Annotated in this window: 15 protein-coding genes; 11 read left to right on the top strand and 4 right to left on the bottom strand. The window is 60.2% G+C overall.

What is annotated here, in order from left to right; genetic code table 11:
- Positions 1-95 precede the first annotated feature (95 nt).
- Both NF78_RS23190 and NF78_RS23185 read left to right on the top strand, forming a co-directional pair.
- Positions 96-758, top strand: coding sequence for a glutathione S-transferase family protein (locus NF78_RS23190; RefSeq protein WP_035992035.1), 663 nt, complete (start codon positions 96-98; stop codon positions 756-758).
- The gene (locus NF78_RS23185; protein ID WP_035992032.1) at positions 755-2,086 is read left to right on the top strand and encodes a phospholipid carrier-dependent glycosyltransferase; all 1,332 of its coding nucleotides are present in this window, start codon (positions 755-757) and stop codon (positions 2,084-2,086) included. The genes NF78_RS23190 and NF78_RS23185 overlap by 4 nt, the downstream gene beginning before the upstream one ends.
- Positions 2,087-2,112: 26 nt before the next feature.
- Here the strand turns inward: NF78_RS23185 and ribE are convergent, their stop codons facing one another.
- On the bottom strand, positions 2,113-2,784 hold the full coding sequence (gene ribE, locus NF78_RS23180) for a riboflavin synthase (protein WP_035992030.1): 672 nt from the start codon (positions 2,782-2,784) through the stop codon (positions 2,113-2,115).
- Positions 2,785-3,095: 311 nt separating this feature from the next.
- On the opposite strand from ribE, the gene NF78_RS23175 reads away from it, so the two are divergent.
- The 6 genes from NF78_RS23175 (at position 3,096) to NF78_RS32605 (ending at position 9,185) form a co-directional block, all read left to right on the top strand.
- A complete protein-coding gene (locus NF78_RS23175) occupies positions 3,096-3,623 on the top strand; it encodes a bifunctional nuclease family protein (RefSeq protein ID WP_035992028.1) in 528 nt (175 codons plus the stop codon).
- 252 nt (positions 3,624-3,875) lie between these two features.
- Complete coding sequence (locus tag NF78_RS23170) at positions 3,876-5,003, top strand: aldo/keto reductase (protein ID WP_035992026.1); 1,128 nt, start codon at positions 3,876-3,878, stop codon at positions 5,001-5,003.
- A gap of 306 nt (positions 5,004-5,309) precedes the next feature.
- Positions 5,310-5,582 carry a GlsB/YeaQ/YmgE family stress response membrane protein gene (locus NF78_RS23165; protein WP_035992024.1) on the top strand — a complete coding sequence of 91 codons (273 nt, stop codon included), beginning with the start codon at positions 5,310-5,312 and terminating at the stop codon, positions 5,580-5,582.
- A 290-nt stretch (positions 5,583-5,872) separates the two neighbouring features.
- On the top strand, positions 5,873-7,243 hold the full coding sequence (locus NF78_RS23160) for a hypothetical protein (RefSeq protein ID WP_072016228.1): 1,371 nt from the start codon (positions 5,873-5,875) through the stop codon (positions 7,241-7,243).
- Between the two features lie 573 nt (positions 7,244-7,816).
- Positions 7,817-8,623 (top strand): type I methionyl aminopeptidase, encoded by an 807-nt coding sequence (gene map / locus NF78_RS23155; RefSeq protein ID WP_035992023.1) that lies wholly within the window; start codon positions 7,817-7,819, stop codon positions 8,621-8,623.
- 73 nt (positions 8,624-8,696) lie between these two features.
- Positions 8,697-9,185 carry an acyl-CoA thioesterase gene (locus tag NF78_RS32605; RefSeq protein ID WP_225885403.1) on the top strand — a complete coding sequence of 163 codons (489 nt, stop codon included), beginning with the start codon at positions 8,697-8,699 and terminating at the stop codon, positions 9,183-9,185.
- Here the strand turns inward: NF78_RS32605 and NF78_RS23145 are convergent.
- Positions 9,182-10,129, bottom strand: a complete 948-nt coding sequence (locus tag NF78_RS23145) for an alpha/beta fold hydrolase (RefSeq protein ID WP_035992021.1) — start codon at positions 10,127-10,129, stop codon at positions 9,182-9,184. The genes NF78_RS32605 and NF78_RS23145 overlap by 4 nt on opposite strands.
- 91 nt (positions 10,130-10,220) lie before the next feature.
- Complete coding sequence (locus NF78_RS23140) at positions 10,221-10,871, bottom strand: DUF6962 family protein (protein ID WP_156119931.1); 651 nt, start codon at positions 10,869-10,871, stop codon at positions 10,221-10,223.
- A 583-nt stretch (positions 10,872-11,454) separates the two neighbouring features.
- Here NF78_RS23140 and NF78_RS23135 point away from each other — a divergent pair.
- From NF78_RS23135 to NF78_RS23125, 3 genes are all read left to right on the top strand, one after another.
- Positions 11,455-13,560 (top strand): response regulator, encoded by a 2,106-nt coding sequence (locus NF78_RS23135; RefSeq protein WP_197064944.1) that lies wholly within the window; start codon positions 11,455-11,457, stop codon positions 13,558-13,560.
- The gene (locus NF78_RS23130) at positions 13,557-14,579 is read left to right on the top strand and encodes a diguanylate cyclase domain-containing protein (protein WP_052050861.1); all 1,023 of its coding nucleotides are present in this window, start codon (positions 13,557-13,559) and stop codon (positions 14,577-14,579) included. The genes NF78_RS23135 and NF78_RS23130 overlap by 4 nt, the downstream gene beginning before the upstream one ends.
- Positions 14,580-14,771: 192 nt before the next feature.
- The gene (locus tag NF78_RS23125) at positions 14,772-19,535 is read left to right on the top strand and encodes a PAS domain S-box protein (protein WP_035992017.1); all 4,764 of its coding nucleotides are present in this window, start codon (positions 14,772-14,774) and stop codon (positions 19,533-19,535) included.
- Positions 19,536-19,594: 59 nt separating this feature from the next.
- Here the strand turns inward: NF78_RS23125 and gshB are convergent, their stop codons facing one another.
- Positions 19,595-20,554 (bottom strand): glutathione synthase, encoded by a 960-nt coding sequence (gshB, locus tag NF78_RS23120; RefSeq protein WP_035992015.1) that lies wholly within the window; start codon positions 20,552-20,554, stop codon positions 19,595-19,597.
- Positions 20,555-20,580 lie beyond the last annotated feature (26 nt).

The raw sequence follows: 20,580 nt of genomic DNA, 5'->3' as shown, positions 1-20,580 counted from the left end.
AGCCCGGTTCGCCCGTCGCAGTACCATAGCCGTAAAGAAACCCGCTGTTTCGAAGCAAACGAGCTGGGGATGACCCTTACCGAGGAGAAATTTTGATGCTGACCTTTTACCACACGCCCCTGTCGATCAACTCACGCCGGGTTTGGGTCGCGCTGTTGGAGAAGGATCTGCCCTTTGAGGAAAAGGTGATCGCCCTCAGCGGCGACCAGTTCAAGCCTGAGTTTCTCGCCCTCAACCCCTTTCACCACATTCCAGTCCTGGTGGATGGGGACTTAAGCGTGATCGAATCCTTTGCCATTTTGGACTATTTGGAAGCTAAGTACCCCACGCCGTCGCTGCTGGCCACTACGCCCGAGGGCATCGCCACCCAGCGCATGGTGCAGATGGTGACGGTGAATGAGCTGGTGCCCGCCATCAACCCCCTGACCAAAAAGATGATGGGCTTTGGCCAGGAACCCGACGATGCGATCGCCCAGGCCAAGCAAAAGGCCGAGGTGGTGCTCCAGTTCTACGCCAGTAAGTTAGGGGATGGTCCCTTCTTCTGCGGCGACCAGCTCACCCTGGCCGATGTGGTGGCCGGGACCTTTGCCCCCTGGTTTGAGCAGCTGGGCCTGGCGATGGAGAACTACCCCACCCTGCAAGCCTGGACCTGCCGCCTGATGGAGCGCCCCGCCTGGCAGGCCACCCAGCCCACAGCCGCCGAACTGGCTGCCTTCCGCGATCGCATGCAGCAGCGCATGGCCGCCCAGGGCCAGTGATTCGCCAGGTTCCCTCGCCAGGGATTCGCCGGGCCGGGATACTGGGGCTGGGGGCAGTGGCTCTCAGCCTGCGGCTGGCGGGGTTGGGCCAGCCCCAGGCGATCGTGTTCGACGAAACCTACTACGTCCCCTTCGCCCTGGACTATCTGAACGGGACACCCGGCTTTGACGCCCACCCGCCCCTGGGCAAGTACCTGATTGCCGCCGGTATTTGGCTGGGGCAGTGGGCCACGGCCTGGCTCGGCTGGCCCCCGGTGGCGGTGGCGGGAGCGTGGGTTAGCCCCCTGGCCTTTCGCTGGCTGAATGCGGTGGTGGGGGCGACCATTCCCCTGCTGCTGGCCGCCCTGGCCTACGACCTCAGCCCAGGCTACCCGCCCCAGCGACGACGCAGCTTCGCCCTGCTGGCCGGGGGGCTCATGGCCATGGAGGGGCTCACCCTGGTGGAATCGCGCCTGGCGCTGATCAATATCTACGGGCTGGGGCTGGGGCTGCTGGGGCAGTGGGCCTGGGTTCGCGCCCGGCGATCGCCCTGGGCCTGGCGCTGGCGCTGGCTGGCGGGCATGGCCCTGGGGGCCGCTATCAATGTCAAGTGGAACTGGGCCGGCCTGTGGCTGGGGCTGCTGCTGTGGGAGCTGTCCCCAGGGCAACCGTCAACCCCTAAAGCCCAACCTTCTGCCCCGGCTGGTCCGTTGGCCTGGGGGCGGCGGCTCGCTTACCTGGGCGGCATTCCCCTGGCCACTTACTTGATCCTGTGGCTGCCCCACCTGGCGCTGACGGGAGAATCGCTGCTGGGGGTGCACCGCCAGATCTGGTCGGCCCATCAGACCATTGGCCAGACCGCCAGCCACGCCTACTGTTCGCCCTGGTACAGCTGGCCGCTACTGGTGCGGCCGGTGGCCTACTTCTTTGAGCGCACCGAGGGCACAGCGACCACCATCCACGCCCTGGGCAACCCGGTGCTGTGGTGGTTGGGAACGGCGGCGACGCTTGCCCTGGGTCTGGGCTGGCTGAGCCGACGGGTTACGGGTGAGCAAACCCCGGCCGCCGTGTCCTTTGTGCTGATCAACTACCTGAGCAACTGGCTGCCCTGGGCCCTGGTGGGGCGCTGCACTTTTTTTTACCACGCCCTGGGCATCGCGACTTTCAGCGTCCTGGGCCTGGCCTGGCTGATGGCCCAGTGGTGGCAGCAGCCCCGCGATCGCCCGCTGGCGCTGGTGCTGCTGGGGGCGATCGCCCTCAGCTTCTGGTTCTGGCTGCCGCTGTACCTGGGCCTGCCCCTCGCGCCCGAGTCGCTCCAGCAGCGCTGGCTGCTGCCGGGCTGGATTTAGCACCTAGACAGCGGTTTGGGTGCCGCTCAGTACCCGTGCTCCGCCAAAAACTCCAGGGACAGTCCGCTGTCCATCGGTGCACCCGCTGGGGGATCGGCCTGGGACCCCATAAATTTTTCCACGTACTTGCCCAGCACATCACCCTCCAGGTTCACCGCCTGGCCGGGGCGCAGGTGCTGCAGGGTGGTCTCGCGATAGGTGACGGGGATCACCGCCACCGCGAACCAGTCCCCGCCGGGGCTGCACTCCGCCACCGTCAGGCTGATGCCATTGACCGCAATGCTGCCCTTGGGCACGATGTAGCGGGCCACCCGGCGATCGCCCACGGTGAAGCTCAGCCGCCAGGCGTCTTCGGTGGCGATCGCCGCTTCCAGGTGGCCCTGCCCGTCGATGTGGCCGGTAACGAAATGACCGCCAATCTTGCTGCCCACCCGCAGCGACGACTCCAGGTTGACTCGGCTGCCGTCGGCCAGCCGGCCCAGACTGGTGCGATCGAGGGTCTCTGGAGAAACCGCCGCCACGAAGCCATCGGGCAAAATGGTCTCCACCGTCAGACAAATGCCGTCTACGGCAATGCTGTCGCCCAGGGCCACATCGCCCAGGGCCGGAGGCAAGGGCAGGGTGTCCCAGCGCACGTAGACCTGCGTGTTGCCCCGGTGAAAGAGACTGCCCTGGGCCTGAATCAATCCGGTAAACATGGCCGTAACCTTAAGAAAATTCTCAGGGAAAGGGCGAACTGACCAGGGCGCGATCGGGGCATACTAAAAGCAATACTTTTTTTCTTTAGAGTAGCCCAAGTTTCATCGGCCCATAGATAAGCTTTAGATAGACTAGACGGGCATTGCCTGCCCACCCGCCGGTTTAAAAATGCTTCACATCGTCCTCAAGGCCTGCCGTCCACAGTAAATAGTCCGGCCCGCAATCAACCCGGTACACTGGTTGAAGGACCGCTTCCAGGCTAACGAGAACACCAGAGCACGCCAGTCAACGGATCCAAGAGGCCAAGCTAATGATTGAAATGAGAGTCGCCGGGATTGCCCTGGATGCGATGTCGCGAACTCCGGTGATTTTGCTGCGAGACACCACCGATCGCCGTCAGGTCCCCATCTATATCAGTAAAGAACAGGCCAGCTCGATTATCGCCGTACTCGAAAATCAGCCGGCCCCCCGTCCCCTCACCCACGATCTGTTTGTCAACCTGCTGGACGAGTGGGACATGACCCTGGAGCGGGTGGTGATTCACTCGCTGCAAGACAACACCTACTACGCCCTGCTCACCCTCTCCAGGGGCGAAATTCGCCGGGAGCTAGACTCACGCCCCAGCGACGCGATCGCGATCGCCCTGCGGCTCGATGCCCCCATCTGGGTGATGGAGGAAGTGATTGCCGAAGCCTCGATCCCGGTCGATCGCGATGCCGACGAAGCTGAAAAGCAGGCGTTCCAGGCCTTTCTGGCCAACCTCAACCCCTCCGACTTCACCCACCGGGGCAAAAAGTCTTCCACCAGCAACGATACGCTGGAAAGCTCAGACTCCTGACGGGCGAAGCTGATTCTCCCCCCTTAAGGCGTGTGATCAATTCTAGCCAAAAGCCTTGTATTCCGAGCCTTGCCACGCCCGACCCAAAAACCAGGCTAGGGGCTGTACCCGTTGACTCTAGGGCCTTCAAAGGCTACTTGATCACAGCCCCTAGAGGATTCAACCCCTTACCTGCCCCCGTTGCCATGGGCGGGGGGATTCTCGACCATCTCCCTGGCAAGGGGGCCCGCACCGTTCCCGCTGTTCTAGGCCATGCAATACCGTCGGTTTGGTCGCACCAATCTCTCGCTCTCGGTGCTATCGCTGGGGACCATGCGCGCCCTGGCCACCGAGGCGGTGTTTCGCGACACCCTGACGGCCGGGCTGGCGCTGGGCATCAACCACATCGAAACCGCCCAGGGCTACGGCACCAGCGAACGCTGGCTGGGGCAGTTTCTGAAAACGGCGGCACTGCCCCCCAACCTGGTGATCACCACCAAAATTCCGCCCCAGCCCGATGCGGCCACCATGGCCCAGCGCCTGACGGACTCCCTGGAGCGGCTGGGGCTCGATCGCATCCACTGCCTCGCCATCCACGGGGTGAATACCCCCGCGCATTTAGCCCAAGTCAGCGACCGCCACGGCTGTATGGCGGCGGTGCGGCAGTTTCAGGCCGAGGGCAAGCTGGGCTCTGTGGGATTCTCGACCCACGGCAGCCGCGAGGTGATCGAGGGGGCGATCGCCACCGACCAGTTCGATTTTGTCAACCTGCACTACTATTATTTTTTTCAGCGCCACGCCCCGGTGCTGGCGCGCGCCACCGAGCGGGATCTGGGCATCTTCATCATCTCCCCCGGCGACAAGGGGGGCATGCTCTACAGCCCATCGCCTCAGCTGCAGCAGCTCTGCGCTCCGTTTAGCCCTCTGGAACTCACCTACCGCTGGCTGCTGGCCGATCCCCGCATTACCACTCTCAGCACCGGCCCCGCCACCCCGGCAGAACTGGCTCCCCTGGCCGAGTTGGGCGACCGCACCGATCCCCTCACCGCCGCAGAGCTCGCCGCCCTGGACCGTCTCTCGGCGCAGGAATCGGCGGCCCTGGGGAGCGATCGCTGTGCCCAGTGCTACGCCTGCCTGCCCTGTCCCGAAGCCATCCACATTCCCGAAGTGCTGCGGCTCCGAAACCTGACCGTGGCCTACGGCATGCAGCCCTTTGGCGAATACCGCTACCGCATGTTTGAGAACGCTGGCCACTGGTTTCCCGGCCGCAAAGCCAACCGCTGCACCGACTGTGGCGACTGCCTGCCCCGCTGCCCCGAACAGCTAGACATTCCCGCCCTGCTGCGCGATACCCACAACCGCCTGCAAGGCCCCGCCCGCCGCCGCCTCTGGGGCGATTGAGGCTGGCCCACGGCAGGGATGCCATCGATCGCCTCTGGTGCTCAATCATCAACGGTTTCAGCCCCTGGTCAGCGGTTTGAGTCGCCCCGGCAGCGCTGGTAGCAAAGAATTTGGGCCTGCAAACCGTGACATGCCGTAGGCCCTGGGTATGTCTTTCGTGTGTCGTTTGTTTGTCTGTTTGTATGTCTCTAGGCGAGCCCCAACTATGCCCCTCGGTGGTTCTGGCCCTGGGTTGATCCGACTATTCTATGAGTGTAGGTAAGAAGCGCTTAGCTACTTCTGCTTAAAGAATTCTGGAGATAAATTATGAACATCTTAGCTTGGATCGTATTGGGTCTGGTTGCCGGCGCTATTGCAAAAGCTATCTACCCAGGTCGTCAGAGCGGCGGCATTCTGGGCACCCTCATCTTGGGTGTGATTGGTGCCTTTGTTGGTGGTAGCCTATACACTCTGTTGACCACAGGAACCTTTGCCCTAACGGCAACAGGTCTTAGCATTGGTGGTGTATTCCTCGCCGTTCTGGGTGCCATCATTGCTCTGTTCATCTACTATGCAGCCACCCGTAAGACCACTGTCTAAGCCTTTGATGCCTAGATAAAATCGAAACTATCAACAGACGATGGTATTCCTTTGAATCCTTCATTTGCTGATAACGGGTAACTTTTGCAGCCATTAGAATGAGGTCAAACCGAAAGATGTTTGGCTTTGTTCTAATGGCTGCATTTCTGCTGTGTAGTAGCTGTGTAGTAACAAACTAGTAGTAGTCAAGGAAATACAAACCCCATCCTAAAAACGGCTGAGGCAAGCAGCCAAAAGCATGGTAACGTTGACGTAACTCCGAAGTTCTGAAGTCAGTAACTATTAAGTTAATGCAAGCTCCACCCCAGCAATCCCTGGCCCAATCCGTCGTACTTCTAAAGCAATCTATACAGACCTTTGTGCTAGACGCCGACGGCGAACTGGCCACCGCTCTGGAGCGGTACAGCGCTGATTGCTTCAGCCATTGGTCAGAGAACAACCTCCAGGGAGTCAACCGCTCCGGCTTAGCGATCGACATGTTTTTGACTGAGGGAGAAGTCGATCACCAGCCGGTGCTGGATATTTTTACCGAAGCTCATCCCGATCTGTCTCCCGCCGAGCGAGCGCTGGTCCAGAGCTGGAAGCGCACGTTCAACGGATTGTTTGTGGTTCTTCAAACGGACGAGAACCGCTACGAACTGATGAACTGGCTGACCGAAAAAACCTACTGGGTCGAGGCCAACGAGCTTCAGGCCAAGGAAGAGCTGGCCCGCCTCAGCGCCGGGGAAATGTTAATTACCAGGCTGGCTCCCGGCAGCCCCGAAGCCGAAATTTGGCTGTTCTCTGGTCCGCTGATGCTGCTGGGCAAACTGGGCAAGCCCAAGCTGGCTGTCGCCATCGGCAACTTCAAAAAATGGTTTCCCAACTACCTCTACGGAGACGCCCCTGAGCTGCTGGAGGAAGCCTGGAAATCGGTGGAATGTTACTACAACGATTTTGTCGATTTCTTTGGCCGCGATCGCATCACGCTGCCAGGACATGAGCTCAACAAAAAGCTGCAGGCCTACCAGGATTTAGTCACTGAGCGCCGTCTGGAAGCGGTGGGCTTTGACTCGTCAAAATCGTTCCAGGAACTGGCGGATGAGGCCGGCATTTCTGAGGAAGAGATGGCCGAATCCCTTGAGGAAATGGGGGAAGATGGCCGTCAGGTCAACCGCCTGCTCAAAAGTAAGCAGACGATCAAAATGGCGATGCCGCCGATCAATTTGCCCAATGAGTTGCGCCGGGCTGAGGCTGTCTCCGTCTTTGTGCATCCCCGCTGGGGCCAGACCTTCTTGACCGATTACGATCGCTACATTCAGCTGCTGCAAGCCGACGATCGCGAGTCGCCAGCGTCTCTGGACGCCCTGACCCAAAAGTACCTCCGCGAGGAAACGGTCAACCCCTACATCTGGCGCTGTCTGGTAGACGAGCAGGGCGCGCCGCTGCTGGCCTCCCTGGAGCGGTGTCTCGATCGCCCCAACCTGACCCCAGACGACCTCGACGATATCCTGATTCACGCTGGCAAGTCATTGACGCCGACCCTGCCGGAGATCGCCAGCGTGCCGATGCACCTACAGACCCTGTTCCAGGAGGCCATGCAGGAGGTAAACCAGAACTCGGCCAAGAAAAAATCTAAGGGGTCCAAGGGCAAAAAGCGCAAGTCGGGCTTTGCCCTCTAGTAGTCTGCCAAGCCAAAGATGACAGGCTGGTGGGGCTCACGGTGCACGGTGTACGGTTCACGGCAGTCTTTAAACCGTACACCGTGTACCCTGCACCGTTAGACGGTTGGAGCCTGTCACAATCAGGTTGGGCAAGTACTAGGGCGTGTCATCAATTGTGGCCAAAACCCCTGTATGCCAAGCTTGGCTACGCCCGACCCAAAAGCCAGGGGATTATCTTTGGCGCAGAATTGGAGGCTAGTGCAGCGTCAAAGCTAAATTTAGGGTTCCCGGAGGTTGGGTGAAGCGGAGCGTAACCCAACGGCAGTCAGCCCTGTTGGGTTTTGCTAGAGCGCCACCCAACCTACAAGTTTAGGCTTGACCGTGACCGCCATTCGCTTTTGGGTGGGTAGACTCACCGGGCCAGCGGGTATTCTTCAGTTCTGCCCAGGGGAACAGAGTATCGATTGTTATACTATCTGAGAGGCATTTTTGGCAGCGCCGTAGGCTTCCTGGCCGTGACGGCTTTACAGCAGACGAAATGCCCAACCTGCCCAGGGCATTTCCCCTTCATTTACCGAGCCAAGGCATACCGTGGAAGAACAAAAGCAACCCTCCGACGTCATTACCCTGCTATCGAGCCGCGAACTCGACAAAATGCGCAAAGCCTGTCAGCTTGCCTCCCAGCTGCTCGACTACCTCACCCCCTACGTCAAGCCCGGCGTCAGCACCCAGGAACTCAACGACCTGGCTGAGGACTGGACCCAGAAGCGCGGTGCGAAAAGCGCGCCCCTGGGCTATGCGGGCACGGTGATGCCCTTTCCCCGCTCCATCTGCACCAGCATTAACGAAGTTATCTGTCACGGCATTCCCAACACCGAAGACGTGCTGCGCGACGGCGACATCATCAATATCGACGTCACCCCCATTCTGGACGGCTACCACGGCGACACCAGCCGCACCTTCCTGGTGGGCGAGCCCTCCCCCCTGGCCCGCCGCCTGGTGGAGGTCACCGAAGAAGCGATGTGGCGCGGCATTCGCGCCGTCAAGCCCGGTGCGCGGGTGGGCGATATTGGCGCCGCCATTCAGGAGTACGCTGAGGGCGAAGGCTTCTCCGTGGTGCGCGACTTTGTCGGTCACGGGGTGCACCGCATTTTCCACGCCGCCCCGCAGATTCCCCACTACGGCGAAAAGGGCAAGGGCAAAAAGCTGCGCCCCGGTATGGTGTTTACCGTTGAGCCGATGATCAACATCGGCAGCTACGAGGCGGAAGTCCTGGTGGACGGCTGGACGGCCATCACCGTCGATCGCCAGCTGTCGGCCCAGTTTGAGCACACCGTGGCGGTAACCAAAGAGGGCGTGGAGGTGCTAACCCTGTCGCCAGCCAAAGTGCTGGCCTAGCAGATTAGCGTTGACGGTTCCTTGTCACTGGGTGGTGACTTTTGATCGGTTCATGCTCTGTGGCGGGTAAACCATGCAAAAACTGACCTACGATCTGGAGGTTTATACCTACCAGATCGACTTTGCCGGGCACGTCAACAATTCTGTCTATATTCACTGGATGGAGATTGGCCGCCTCAAGCTGCTAGAGGCCATTGGCATGCCCATTCATGAGGTGGTCAACCAGGGAATCGCCCCCGTTCTGGTCGAGACCAATATCATCTATAAATTACCGCTGTACCTGGGCGATCGCGTGCAGGCCCAAACGCCAGGGCCTTTAATAACTCTACTAATACTGGGAAGGGACGCTACAGAAATTTGGGAAACAGGCGCAGGAAAAAGTTTGGACGCAGGGGCAGAGGGGGACATCCCACGTTTGCCAACCTGGTTCTGGATCCTACGCAAAGCACAGGTTATACGAAATCCGAGTTGGGAAACCCCGATTCATGATCAAGAATCCCGTAGGGGCGTAGCATGCTACGCCCCTACAAATCAGGGGTATTCAGTGAGGATTTGGTATTAGTAGGTTGGCAAGGGGCCTATCTCCGATGGTTCCACAACCTGGGCGTTTAGCTGAGGCAGGAACTTACGGATCAGGCCAATGGTGACCCCAGGCAGTTCGAGCTGGGGCGTGAAGCCCACATCTTCAATTTGGTGAAAAATGCGAATGGCCTGGGGATTCATTTCCCTTAGCCGGCGACCCACCTCTGGCCCCGTAAACTCAGAGCCTCTACCCCAAATAATGGCCGTGGGCACCCTCAGCTGGCCGATGTACTGCGACAAATCAAAGCACAGATCGCCTCGGACAAAGGACAGGGCCGCGTACTCGGCATTCTCCTGCTGGGCCGATTCCAGGTAGGCGTCGACTATTTCGGGGTAGATGCGATCGGGGCGAGCAAACTGGCGCTGCTCTAAAAAGCTCCGAATGCCGAAGCTATTGGCCACCCCAGCGTTGTACAGCAGCTGGCTGAGCACGGGAACATTGGCCCACTGAGCAAACTGGGCAAACCCGCTGCTGCGGTAGTCCTGCCCAAATTCGGCTAAGCCAGCAACCGTAGTGACGATGAGCGATTTGAACAATTCTGGTTGCTCAATGGCCGCCCGCACCGTAAAAGCTGCCGTCAACGCCGATGCAATGACCGTGGTGGGGCCGCTACAGGTTTCCTCCAAAAACTCGATGATGATGGCGATGTAGTCTTCGGCCTGATACGTTTGGGCGGGGTGATCCGAGCGACCCCAGCCAATTAAATCGGGGGCTAAAACTCGATAGTCTGCCGCAAAGGCTGGATAAACTTTGGACCATTCGTAGGCGGAAGAACCGCCGCCAAAACCATGCAGAAAAACCAGGGTTTCTTTTTCCTCGGCCTGGGCGGCGGTGGCCCAGGGGTCTGCCTGGGAGGCGTAGTAGACCATGCGGCCATACTCAGTGGTGATGGTGCGGCTGACAAAGCCGGGGGGAACAAACATGGGTTACTCGTCTGCCAGAGAAACGCTAGGGCACCGCGATCGCACGCAGCAACGCTGGTAAAACTCTAGAAGATTAGGTCTACCCCCAACCTCAATCGATCGATGGACTTGTTGCCCCAGTCGGCAGACCGGCTGGAGCATGGCCCACGGCCCTGACGCTGCGATAGATACAGAACAGCGCCACCATCTGCACCAGGTGATAAACCGCCGCAGGGCTCATGGGCAGGGCGTGGTGGGGGATGAGGAGGGTGCTGGCAGCCAGCCCAGAGGTGGCTATCCCCGCCGCCATCCAGGCCCAGTTTGGCCCGGCCCGCCGTAGGAACGGCCTCAGCTGCACCAGGAGTACCAGGGCCAGGGCGCTCAGGTAGTCGGCAATGCTGACCGCAAAGGCCCAGGGGCTGGTGCCTAGACGGATGATCAGGGCCAGTTTCGCGATCGCCAGGACAACCAACCCCTGACGCCAGCGCGGCGGCACCGAGAGAGCGACCGTGAGGAAAATGCAAAGGCTGGCGATCGCCAGGGCCAGCAGCGTGGCCTGCCAAAGCCAGAGTTTTTGCTGCCAGAGCAGGTGCAGGGCGAAACCGTGCAGCGTGCCGCCCAGGCAGGCGGCCCCACCGACGCTGCCGAAGGCGGTGGCCCACAGCCCTGCCAGCCAGCCTCGCCCCCGGAGCCCAAGCGCAAACAGCAGGCATTCCAGGGCGATCGCATAGTCAGTGAGAGTCGTGATCGGTTCTGCCAGCAAAGTTGGGTTAGATGAGAACAGGTTGAGCCAGAGAGTCATTCTACCCAAAAGCACGATGGCGCTCCCCCCTCAGTCCTGATCCAGGGCCCAGCAAGATTTCGGTTGACATTTCGTCGGGCTTCTATGCTTGGCTTGGAACCGAGCAAATGAGTCGCAAACCCTGATCAGATCAAAACTTGCGAACTGAGCTGAGGGCATGAACAGGTATTCCTTGCTGGCGACAGTTCTTTGCCATGGAACGGTACTACCGAAAAGTTTTTTCTGTATACAGATATCCGGGATAGTGTAGCGTTTTACTGGGTCCAGAACCTGGTTTGAGTTCTAAATCGAATACGTGAACAGGGCGCTTCTATTAAGCCGCCTGATCGGATTAAGTCGAGGCTAAAACTCGGCTGTCCGTACCTAAATTCTATGGTTTCATAAACTACTGGGAAAACCCAGGTGAGTGGTATCTTATCTTAGAAAGGTCTTAGAAAGGTGGCATCCCCTCCCGTCCTCAATCGCTGAAGTGTCCAGGTAACCAGCCCTTGAGCCACTTTTTTGGCAAAGCCGTCAACGACCGTTAATTATCTAGATGGATCCTATGGATGCTGCCGAAGCAAGAATCGCGCCAGTGGCTCCCCCCTCCAGCGGTGATTGTCGTCAGCCCTTGGGAGATTCACACCTGGCTTCCTGTGAGCGCCTGCTGCGGGGGGTGGCGATCGCGACCAATGCGTTGCTAACGGAGCGGGACCACCACGCCGCCATTGACACAGCCCTGGGTATTCTAGGCGAGGCTACCGGGGTTGACCGCGTCTACATTTTTGAGCACCATCCCCATCAGAACACCCAGGTGCCAGCGATTAGCCAGCGCTGGGAGTGGGTGACCGCAGGGGTGGTCCCCGAAATTGACAATCCCATGCTGCAGAATTTGCCCTACAGCGAGTTTCTGCCCCGCTGGGAAATTGAGCTAAACCAGGGTCGCCCAATTGTGGGGCTAATTCAGGATTTCCCCGACTCAGAGCAGGCGTTGCTGAAGCCCCAGGGAATTTTGTCGATTTTAGTGGTGCCCATCAAAATCAAGGATCGAGTCTGGGGATTTGTGGGCTTTGATCAGTGCAAAACGGCCCACCAGTGGAGTGAAATTGAGGTTACGACTCTCTGGGCGATCGCCGGTAGCTTTGGCGGCACGATCGCCCGACACCAGGTCGAGCAGGCGTTGCAGGATATCAATCGAACCCTGGAAGAGAAGGTGAAACAGCGCACGAAGGCTCTGAGCCTGGCCAAGGAACAGGCCGACAAAGCCAACCAGGCCAAAAGCGAATTTCTCGCCAATATGAGCCATGAACTGCGCACCCCCCTCAACGGCATTCTGGGCTATGCCCAGATCCTGGCTCAGTCTCAAACCCTGACCAGCAAAGACCGCCAGGGGGTTACCGTCATTCACCAGTGCGGCGACCACCTGCTCACTTTGATCAATGAAATTCTGGATTTGGCCAAAATAGAAGCGGGCAAAATGGCCCTGCAGCCGACCGCTACTCATTTGCCCTCGCTGCTGCGGAGCGTGGTCGAAATCTGTAAGGTCAAGGCGGATCAAAAGGGGCTCAGCTTCTTTTACCGACCCAGTCAGGAGTTACCCGCTGGCGTCGAGGTCGATGAAAAAAAGCTGCGGCAGCTGTTGATTAACCTGGTGGGAAATGCGATTAAGTTTACCGACGCGGGGGCTGTCACCCTCCAGGTAGAGGTGCTGGAGACCACCGCCGAGCGGATTTCCCTGCGCTTTTGCGTGGTGGATACCGGGGTGGGGATTGCCGAAGCGGACTTTCAAAGGATTTTTCAGGCCTTTGAACAGCTGGAAGCCCAGCGCCAGCCGGTGGAGGGCACGGGGCTGGGGTTGGCTATCAGCCAGCGGATCATCCAACTGATGGGCAGCGGTATTGACGTCAACAGCCAGCTGGGGCAAGGCAGTGAGTTTGCGTTCACGCTGGAGTTGCCGCTGGTGGTGGAGTGGTCCTCCCGGCAGCTGGCTGCCACCACGGGCGATCCCATTGTCGGCTACCCAGGTCCGCCCAGGCGCATCTTGATCATCGACGACCATCCGCAAAACCGCTCGGTGCTGGTCAGTCTGCTGGAGCCGGTGGGGTTTCAGGTGTTGGAAGCGGAGAATGGGGAAATCGGACTCGCCATGATGCGAACTCAGGCCCCCGACCTGGTGATCACCGACCTGGCCATGCCGGTGCTCAACGGCTATCAGCTGATCAGCACCGTGCGCCAGGACAGCCAGCTCAAGCACTCCCCGATTGTGGTGTCCTCCGCCTCAGTGTCCCACTCCGATCAGCAAATGGCCCTGGACTGTGGCGGCGATGCCTTTCTGGCCAAGCCGATTGAGGTAAAAGCGCTGTTTGCCACGCTGTCTGACTGCCTGAACCTGGATTGGATCTACGCGTCGCAGGCCGATGGATCTCCCCTGTCCGGGCCTGAGGTACACCTGCCCTCCAGCACCACCCTGGATACCCTACTGCGGTTGGCCCAGCAAGACAACGTCAAAAGCCTGCGGGAACACCTGGTGACCCTCAAACAGCGCGATCGCCGCTACGCCCCCTTTGCCAATTCCCTGCTGGGGCTGACTCAGCAGTTTAGAACCGAGGAGATCGAGCAGCAGCTGACCGCAGCCCTGACCCAGGCCCGACAGGATGGCGCCGCCCTATGACGGATAGCCCGGAGATCCTGATCATTGACGACAATTTTGGCAACCTGGAGGTGCTCACCGACATCCTGACCAAGGCGGGCTACCGTGTGGCCGCCGTTAGGAGCGGGGAGCGGGCGCTCAAGCAGCTGCAAAACTACCTTCCCGAGCTAATCTTGCTCGACATCAAAATGCCCGGCCTCGATGGGCTTGAGACCTGCCGTCGGATCAAGCAAACGCCAGCGATGCTGCCAATTCCAATTATTTTTATTACTGCCCTGCCCGACGTCGACAGTATTGCGGCCTGTTTTTCCCTGGGGGCGGTGGACTACATCAGCAAGCCCATCCAAGCAATTGAGCTGCTGTCTCGGGTCAAAAATCACCTGGAGCTTCACAGCCTCAGACAGTCCCTCGAACGCCAGGTGGTTCAGCGGACCCACGATCTGGAAATGGCTCTGGCCTACCTCCAGGACACCCTCATCCATCTCCAGACCGCTTACCTGAAAATGCTCCAGAGCGAGCGGATGGCCACCCACGATGCCCTGACCGAGTTACCCAATCGGCGGCTCCTTATGGATCGCCTGGAACGGGCGATCGCCAAAGCCAATTATCAAGGCCAGCGGTTTGCGCTGATTTTTCTGGACCTGGACGGCTTTAAGCAAGTCAACGACACCTACAGCCACCAGGTTGGCGACCAGCTGTTGATCCAGGTGGCCCGGGTCTTGCGGCTCAAGCTGCGTCGCGAAGATGACCTGTTTCGCCTAGGCGGCGATGAGTTTGTGTTTTTGATCGAGCAGGTAGACTCCGCTGGCACCGTTCTGGACCTGACCAGACGACTGCTCGACAGTCTGCTGCAGCCCTTCGCCATTGACGACCAGAGGCTTGCCATTGGAGGCAGCTTCGGCATCAAGATCTACAATGGCCACCCCCGCCAGACCAGGGTACAGGTGCTGGCCGATGCCGACAGCGCCATGTACCGGGCCAAGGCCCAGCGCAACGCGATCGCTTTCCACGGCGAAGCCAACCTGTACCAGGTTCGCTAACAGACCAGGTTCGCTAACAGCATCGAGATCTTCCTCAGATGCTGGCCCAGATGCTGGCCCAGATGCTGGCCCAGGTTACGCCGGGTAGCCCAATCTACGATTCCCCGTGGCGGAAAAGCTATGCTATCAGCTATACCTTTTCCCAAAGTCCCTGGGTCAAGCGGCTAGCTTCGCCCCCAGGGCACCAGCGACATGTTTCCATCGCCCTCCTCAGCCGACAGCGATCGCCTGCGCCATCTTGCCCGCCACATCCCCGGGGCAATCTACGAGTTCGTGCAATACCCCGATGGTCGCATGGCCTTCCCCTACGCCAGCGAGGGACTGGTGCAGCTCTGCGGCATTTCTCCCGCAGCGGTGCGCGACGATGCCAGCCCCCTGTTTGCCATGATCCACGCCGAGGATTTAGCTCGCGTGATGCAGTCTATCCAGGTCTCCGCCGCACAGTTTACCCCCTGGCACTGCGAGTATCGCATGTACTCCCCAGAGGGCCACCAGCGCTGGCTCCAGGGGGATGCCTCCCCCCAGCGCAGCCCCGACGGCAGCATTCGATGGTACGGCTACGTGCGCGACATCACCGCGCAAAAAGCCAGCCAGTTGGCCCTCGAAGCCAGCGAACACCGGCTGCGGCGGCTGATTGACACCATCGATGGTCTGGTCTTGATGATTGCGCCGGATCTAACCCTGAGCTTTTTTAGCCCTATGGCGGACACGGTGTCTGGCCAAGGTCTGGAGGCCTTACTGCACCGCCCCTTTACCGACATTGTTCACCCCGAGGATCTGCCTTACTGTGTTGAGCTGGTGCAGGCCTGCCTGGGGGGCGAGAGTAGCCGCAGCGTAGAGTTTAGAGCCTTACACCAGAACGGCCACTACTACTGGTACGCCGCCAACCTGTCGCCCTTTGTCGCCGAAGCCGAAGCCCCCATCTCCTGCCTGGGCATTGCCACCTATATCGACGATCGCAAGCGGGCTGAACTGGCGCTGCAAGAGAGCGAGACCCGGTTTCAGGCGCTGGTGGCCAACGTGCCGGGCATGGTCTATCGCTACGTGCCCAACGGTGACGGCGGGGTCTTTACCTACGTCAGCCCCGGCTGCTCCGAACTGTTTGGGCTGGCACCAGAGCAAGTGCTGGAGGACATCAACCAGGTTTGGGCCCTGATTCATCCGGAGGATCTACCCTCGCTGCAGGCCTCGGTGGCGCTTGCGGTAGAACAGGGCACCGACTGGTCTGGGGAAAGCCGTTTTATCACATCAACGGGGCAACTGCGCTGGTTTCAGGGGCGATCGCGCCCCCAGATGACCGCCTCGGGGCTGGTGTGGGACGGCCTACTCATCGATATCACAGCCCTGAAACAGACCGAAGCGGCCCTGAGCCAGGAAGTTGGCTACCGTCGCGCCCTCTTTGAAGCCTCCGGTGATGGCATTGTGGTGTTAAACTCCGCCGGTCAGGTTGTGGAGGCCAACCACAGCTTTGCCGCCATGCTGGGCTACGGGCTGGATGAGCTGACGAATCTCAATGTGGCTGACTTTGACGCTGACTTAGCGTTGATGCAGGACAAGCTGGAGCCCACCCCACTGTATCTGGATCGCTTCGAACGGCGGCATCGGCGGCGAGACGGCTCAACCTATGCGGTAGAAATTTGCGTCAGCGCCGTCCAGTGGAATGGGGCGTCGGTACGGTTGTGCGTGTGTCGCGATATTGAGCAGCGCCAGCGGGCTGAAATGGCGCTGGCCGCGAGCGAAGATCGCTTTCGGGCCATATTCGAGCAGGCCGCCGTGGGAATCAACCGGGCCGATGCCTCGGGGCGGTTCATTGAGGCCAATCAGTATTTCTGCGATCTGCTGGGCTACACCCGCGATGAATTGCTAAACCTCACCTTCCAGACCATTACCCACCCTGAGGACCTGCATCAAGATCCGATCGCTGGCCTCTTTGCGGGGGAGCAGACCTCCATCACCATTGAAAAACGCTACCGCCACAAACAGGGCGAGTGGATCTGGACCGAGGTAACCCTATCGGTCATTTACGATGCCGCCGGACGAGCAATCTCAGACCTGGCGATTGTGCTGGATATTCGTGATTTCAAGCAGGCCAGCGCCGCCCTCCAGGCCAGTGAGGTTCGGTTCCAGGCCATTTTTGATCAGGTCGCGGCGGGGATCAATCAGATTGACGCCGCGGGACGATTTGTTGAGGCCAACCCGTACTACTGTCGGCTGCTTGGCTATTCCAGGGCGGAGCTGCTGGAGCTGACCTATGCCGATGTCATCCATCCTGAGGACTTGGCCCGGCACCAGGTCCAGATCGATCGGATTCTACGCGGCGAGATTGATAGCGTGGACTACGAAAAGCGCGATCGCCACCGGGATGGCCACTGGATTTGGACCAAAATTAGCATCTCGGTGCTGCGGGATGAGGCGGGCCAGGTGGTGGGCAACCTGGCGGTGGTGATCGACATTCGCGATCGCAAGCGCTACGAAACGGCCCTGCAAGACGCCCAACAGCTCCTGCAGACGGTGCTCGACACAGTTCCCATGGCCATTTTTTGGAAAAATCGCCAGTCGATTATCTTGGGCTGCAACCAGCAGTTTGTGCAAGTGTCCGGGTTGACAGACCCGGCGGACGTAATTGGCAAAAGCCACTTTGAGCTGGGCTACACGGCTGCTGAAGTGCAAACCTATACCCATGACGATCGCCAGGTAATGGCATCGGGCATCCCCAAAATTGGCATTCAAGAAACCATCACCTCGGCGTCGGGAGAGCAGCGCTGGGTGGAAACCAACAAGCTGCCCCTGCGGGACTGGGCAGGCCAGATCATTGGCGTAGTGGGCACGTTTCAGGACATCACTGACCGCAAGCAGGCGGAGCAAACCATTCGCCAGCAGGCCGCGCGGGAAACCCTGCTGCGAGAAATTACCCAGCGCATTCGTCAGTCCCTCGATCTGCCCACCATTTTTAACACCGCCTGCCAGGAGATTCGGACTACGCTCCACGCCGACCGGGTGGGTATTTTTAAGTTTTCGCCTAACGCCGCCGCCGGCGAGGGTGAGTTTGTTGCCGAGGCCTGCCTCGGGGGGGTGCCTTCGGTGCTCGGCACCTCTCGCTTTGCCCACGGCTTTGGGGCCCACTACACCGCCCTCTGTGCCCAGGGGGACTACGTCGTTATCCACGATGTCCACAACGCCAATATGGCCAGCGGCTATACCGACGTTTTGGCTCAGTTTCAGGTGCAAGCCAGCCTGGTCCTGCCCCTGCTCTGCGGCGACACCCTCTGGGGGCTGCTGTGCATTCATCAGTGCCGTGGGCCACGCCAGTGGCTCCAGTCGGAGATTGAACTGGGCCATCAGCTGGCCAACCAGCTGGCGATCGCCCTCCAGCAGGTCACGACGTTTGAGCAGCTGCAGCAGGAGCTAGGCGAGCGCCAGCGGGCCCAGCAGCAGCTCAGCGATCGCAACCGGGAACTGGCGATCGCCAACCAGGACCTCAGCCGCGCCACCCGCCTCAAAGACGAGTTTTTGGCCAACATGAGCCACGAACTGCGCACCCCACTCAACGTCATTCTTGGCTTTGGCCAAATCCTCAGCGGTGATCCCTCCCTCCAGGCCCAGCAGCAGGAATATATTCGCATCATGCAGCGCAGCGGCGACCACCTGCTGCACCTGATCAACGACATTCTCGACCTGTCCAAAATTGCCGCCAATCGGATCACCCTCGAACCCGAAAGCATCAATCTGTTCAGCCTCCTCCACGATCTCCAGGCCATGTTCCAGGAGCGGGCAGAGGACAAAGAGCTGGGCTTTAGTCTGACCCTGGCCCCCAACCTGCCCCAGTACGTCGTGGTTGACCCCAACAAACTGCGCCAGGTGCTGATCAACCTGCTGGGCAACGCCGTCAAGTTTACCCAGGCCGGGCGGATCGCCCTGCGGGTCAGCCTGCTCAACCTGGAAGACTGCGTAGGGAACGCCGGGCCAGGGCAGGGGGCTTCAGCCTTGGGGGCAGGCCCAAATTCACCCCTGGCCCACCTCAGCTTTGCGGTCGAAGACACCGGTAGCGGCATTGCGCCCGAGGAACTCACCGCCATCTTTGACGCCTTTACCCAGGCGAAGGCTGGCAAAGTTTCCCTCGAGGGTACGGGGCTGGGCCTGGCTATCAGCCGCAGTCTGGTCCACCTGATGGGGGGAGAGCTCAGCGTCGACAGTACCCTGGGCGAGGGCAGCACCTTCCAATTTACCCTGCCCCTGCGGTTGGCCCAGGCGGCAGAGGTAACCACGGTTGACCACTTAAACGCCGTGACTGGCCTGGCGCCAGGGCAGCCTACTTACCGCGTGTTGGTGGTCGATGACCAGCCCGAAAACCGCTATTTTCTGGTGGCCGCCCTCTCCCGACTGGGGCTGGTGGTGCAGGAAGCGACCAATGGCACCGAGGCGATCGCCCGTTGGCGACAGTGGCACCCCCACCTGATCTGGATGGATCTGCGGATGCCCGAAATTGACGGCTGCGAGGCCACCCGCCGTATTCGCGCCGAATTTCAGGCGCTGGGCGAAACCCCGGAGCCCGTGATCATCGCCCTGACCGCCCAGGCCTCCTACGATCAGTACAACCAGGCCCTGGCGGCTGGCTGCGACGACTTTGTCAGCAAGCCCGTTCAGCTCAGGGTACTGCTGACCAAAATGGCTGAACACCTGAGTCTGCGCTACTGCTACTCCGACCAGGGGGCCAAGGGGTTGCCCGCCCCGCCCCACCCCCCTCGCCTCGAGCCCGGTGCCCTCCGGGTCATGCCCCCCGACTGGGTCAGCGCCCTCCATCAAGCCTCCGTGCTGTGCGACAGCACCGCCGTTGCCCAATTGCTCGATCAAATTCCCCCGGAGCATCAGAGCTTGCTCGACAGCCTCACCCAGCTGACGCAAGAATTTAAGTTTGAGGTGCTGATGCAGCTAACCAGCCCTGCGGCCAAATGCTGAGAACTGGCAGCGATGGACCGTTGATGCTGGGGCCACCAGCTGGGGCTGGGTTGGCGGCCCTAGCCCTGCTCGGCCCAGGCGATCACCTGTTCACCCAGGCGCACCCCGTTGAGGCGATCGACTTCGCGAATGCCGGTGGGGCTGGTGACATTGACCTCGGTCAGGTAGCCACCAATGATGTCGATGCCGACGAAGTAGAGGCCATCGCGAATTAGGGTGGGGGCGAGCTGGCGACAGATATCCAGTTCGCGATCGGTGATCTCAGCCTTAGCCACCCGGCCCCCCACCGCCATATTGCCGCGAAACTCGCTGCCGGTGGGAATACGGTTGACCGCGCCAATCGGCTCACCGTTGAGCAGAATGATTCGCTTGTCGCCGTCCTTGGCGGCGGGCAGGTAGGTCTGCACCATCACCGGCTCGACGCCCTGGCGGGTGCTGATTTCAACCATGGAATTGAGGTTGCGATCGCCCGCCTGCAAAAACAAGATGCCCTCGCCAGCCTTGCCGCCCAGGGGCTTGAGTACCGCCAAGCCCCAGCGCTCCACGGTCTCGCGAATCACGACCTTGCTCTGCGTCACAATGGTTTCGGGAATCGCTTCGCTGAATTGCAGGGCGTACATTTTTTCGTTGGCCGCCCGTAGCCCAGCGGGCGAGTTGATCACCCGGGTGGTGGCCGGGTTTACGTAGTCAAGGATGTAGGTGGCGTAGAGGTAGGGCACCGTCACGGGCGGATCGGTGCGCATAAACACCGCATCCATGTCCTCCAGCGGGCGCTGCACCGCCTCGCCCAGTTCAAACCAGGGATTAGCCGCGGCCCATAGGCCATCGACCAGCTGGACCGGGGTCAGCTGGACCGGGTGCATCAGCGCCAGGGCTTTGCCATCCACCACGCTCAGGGCGCTGGCCGCCGCAATCCAGACCTCATGGCCCCGGGTCTGGGCCGCTTCCATAATCGCCACGCTGGTGTCGTGGCCGGGGTCGAGGCGGTGGATCGGGTCGATGATAAATAGAAATTTCACAGGGAATGCCCATTGCTCCAACTAGA

Source organism: Leptolyngbya sp. KIOST-1 (assembly GCF_000763385.1).
Taxonomy (GTDB): Bacteria; Cyanobacteriota; Cyanobacteriia; order Phormidesmidales; family Phormidesmidaceae; genus Nodosilinea.
This window is presented reverse-complemented; position numbering and strand designations above follow the sequence as displayed.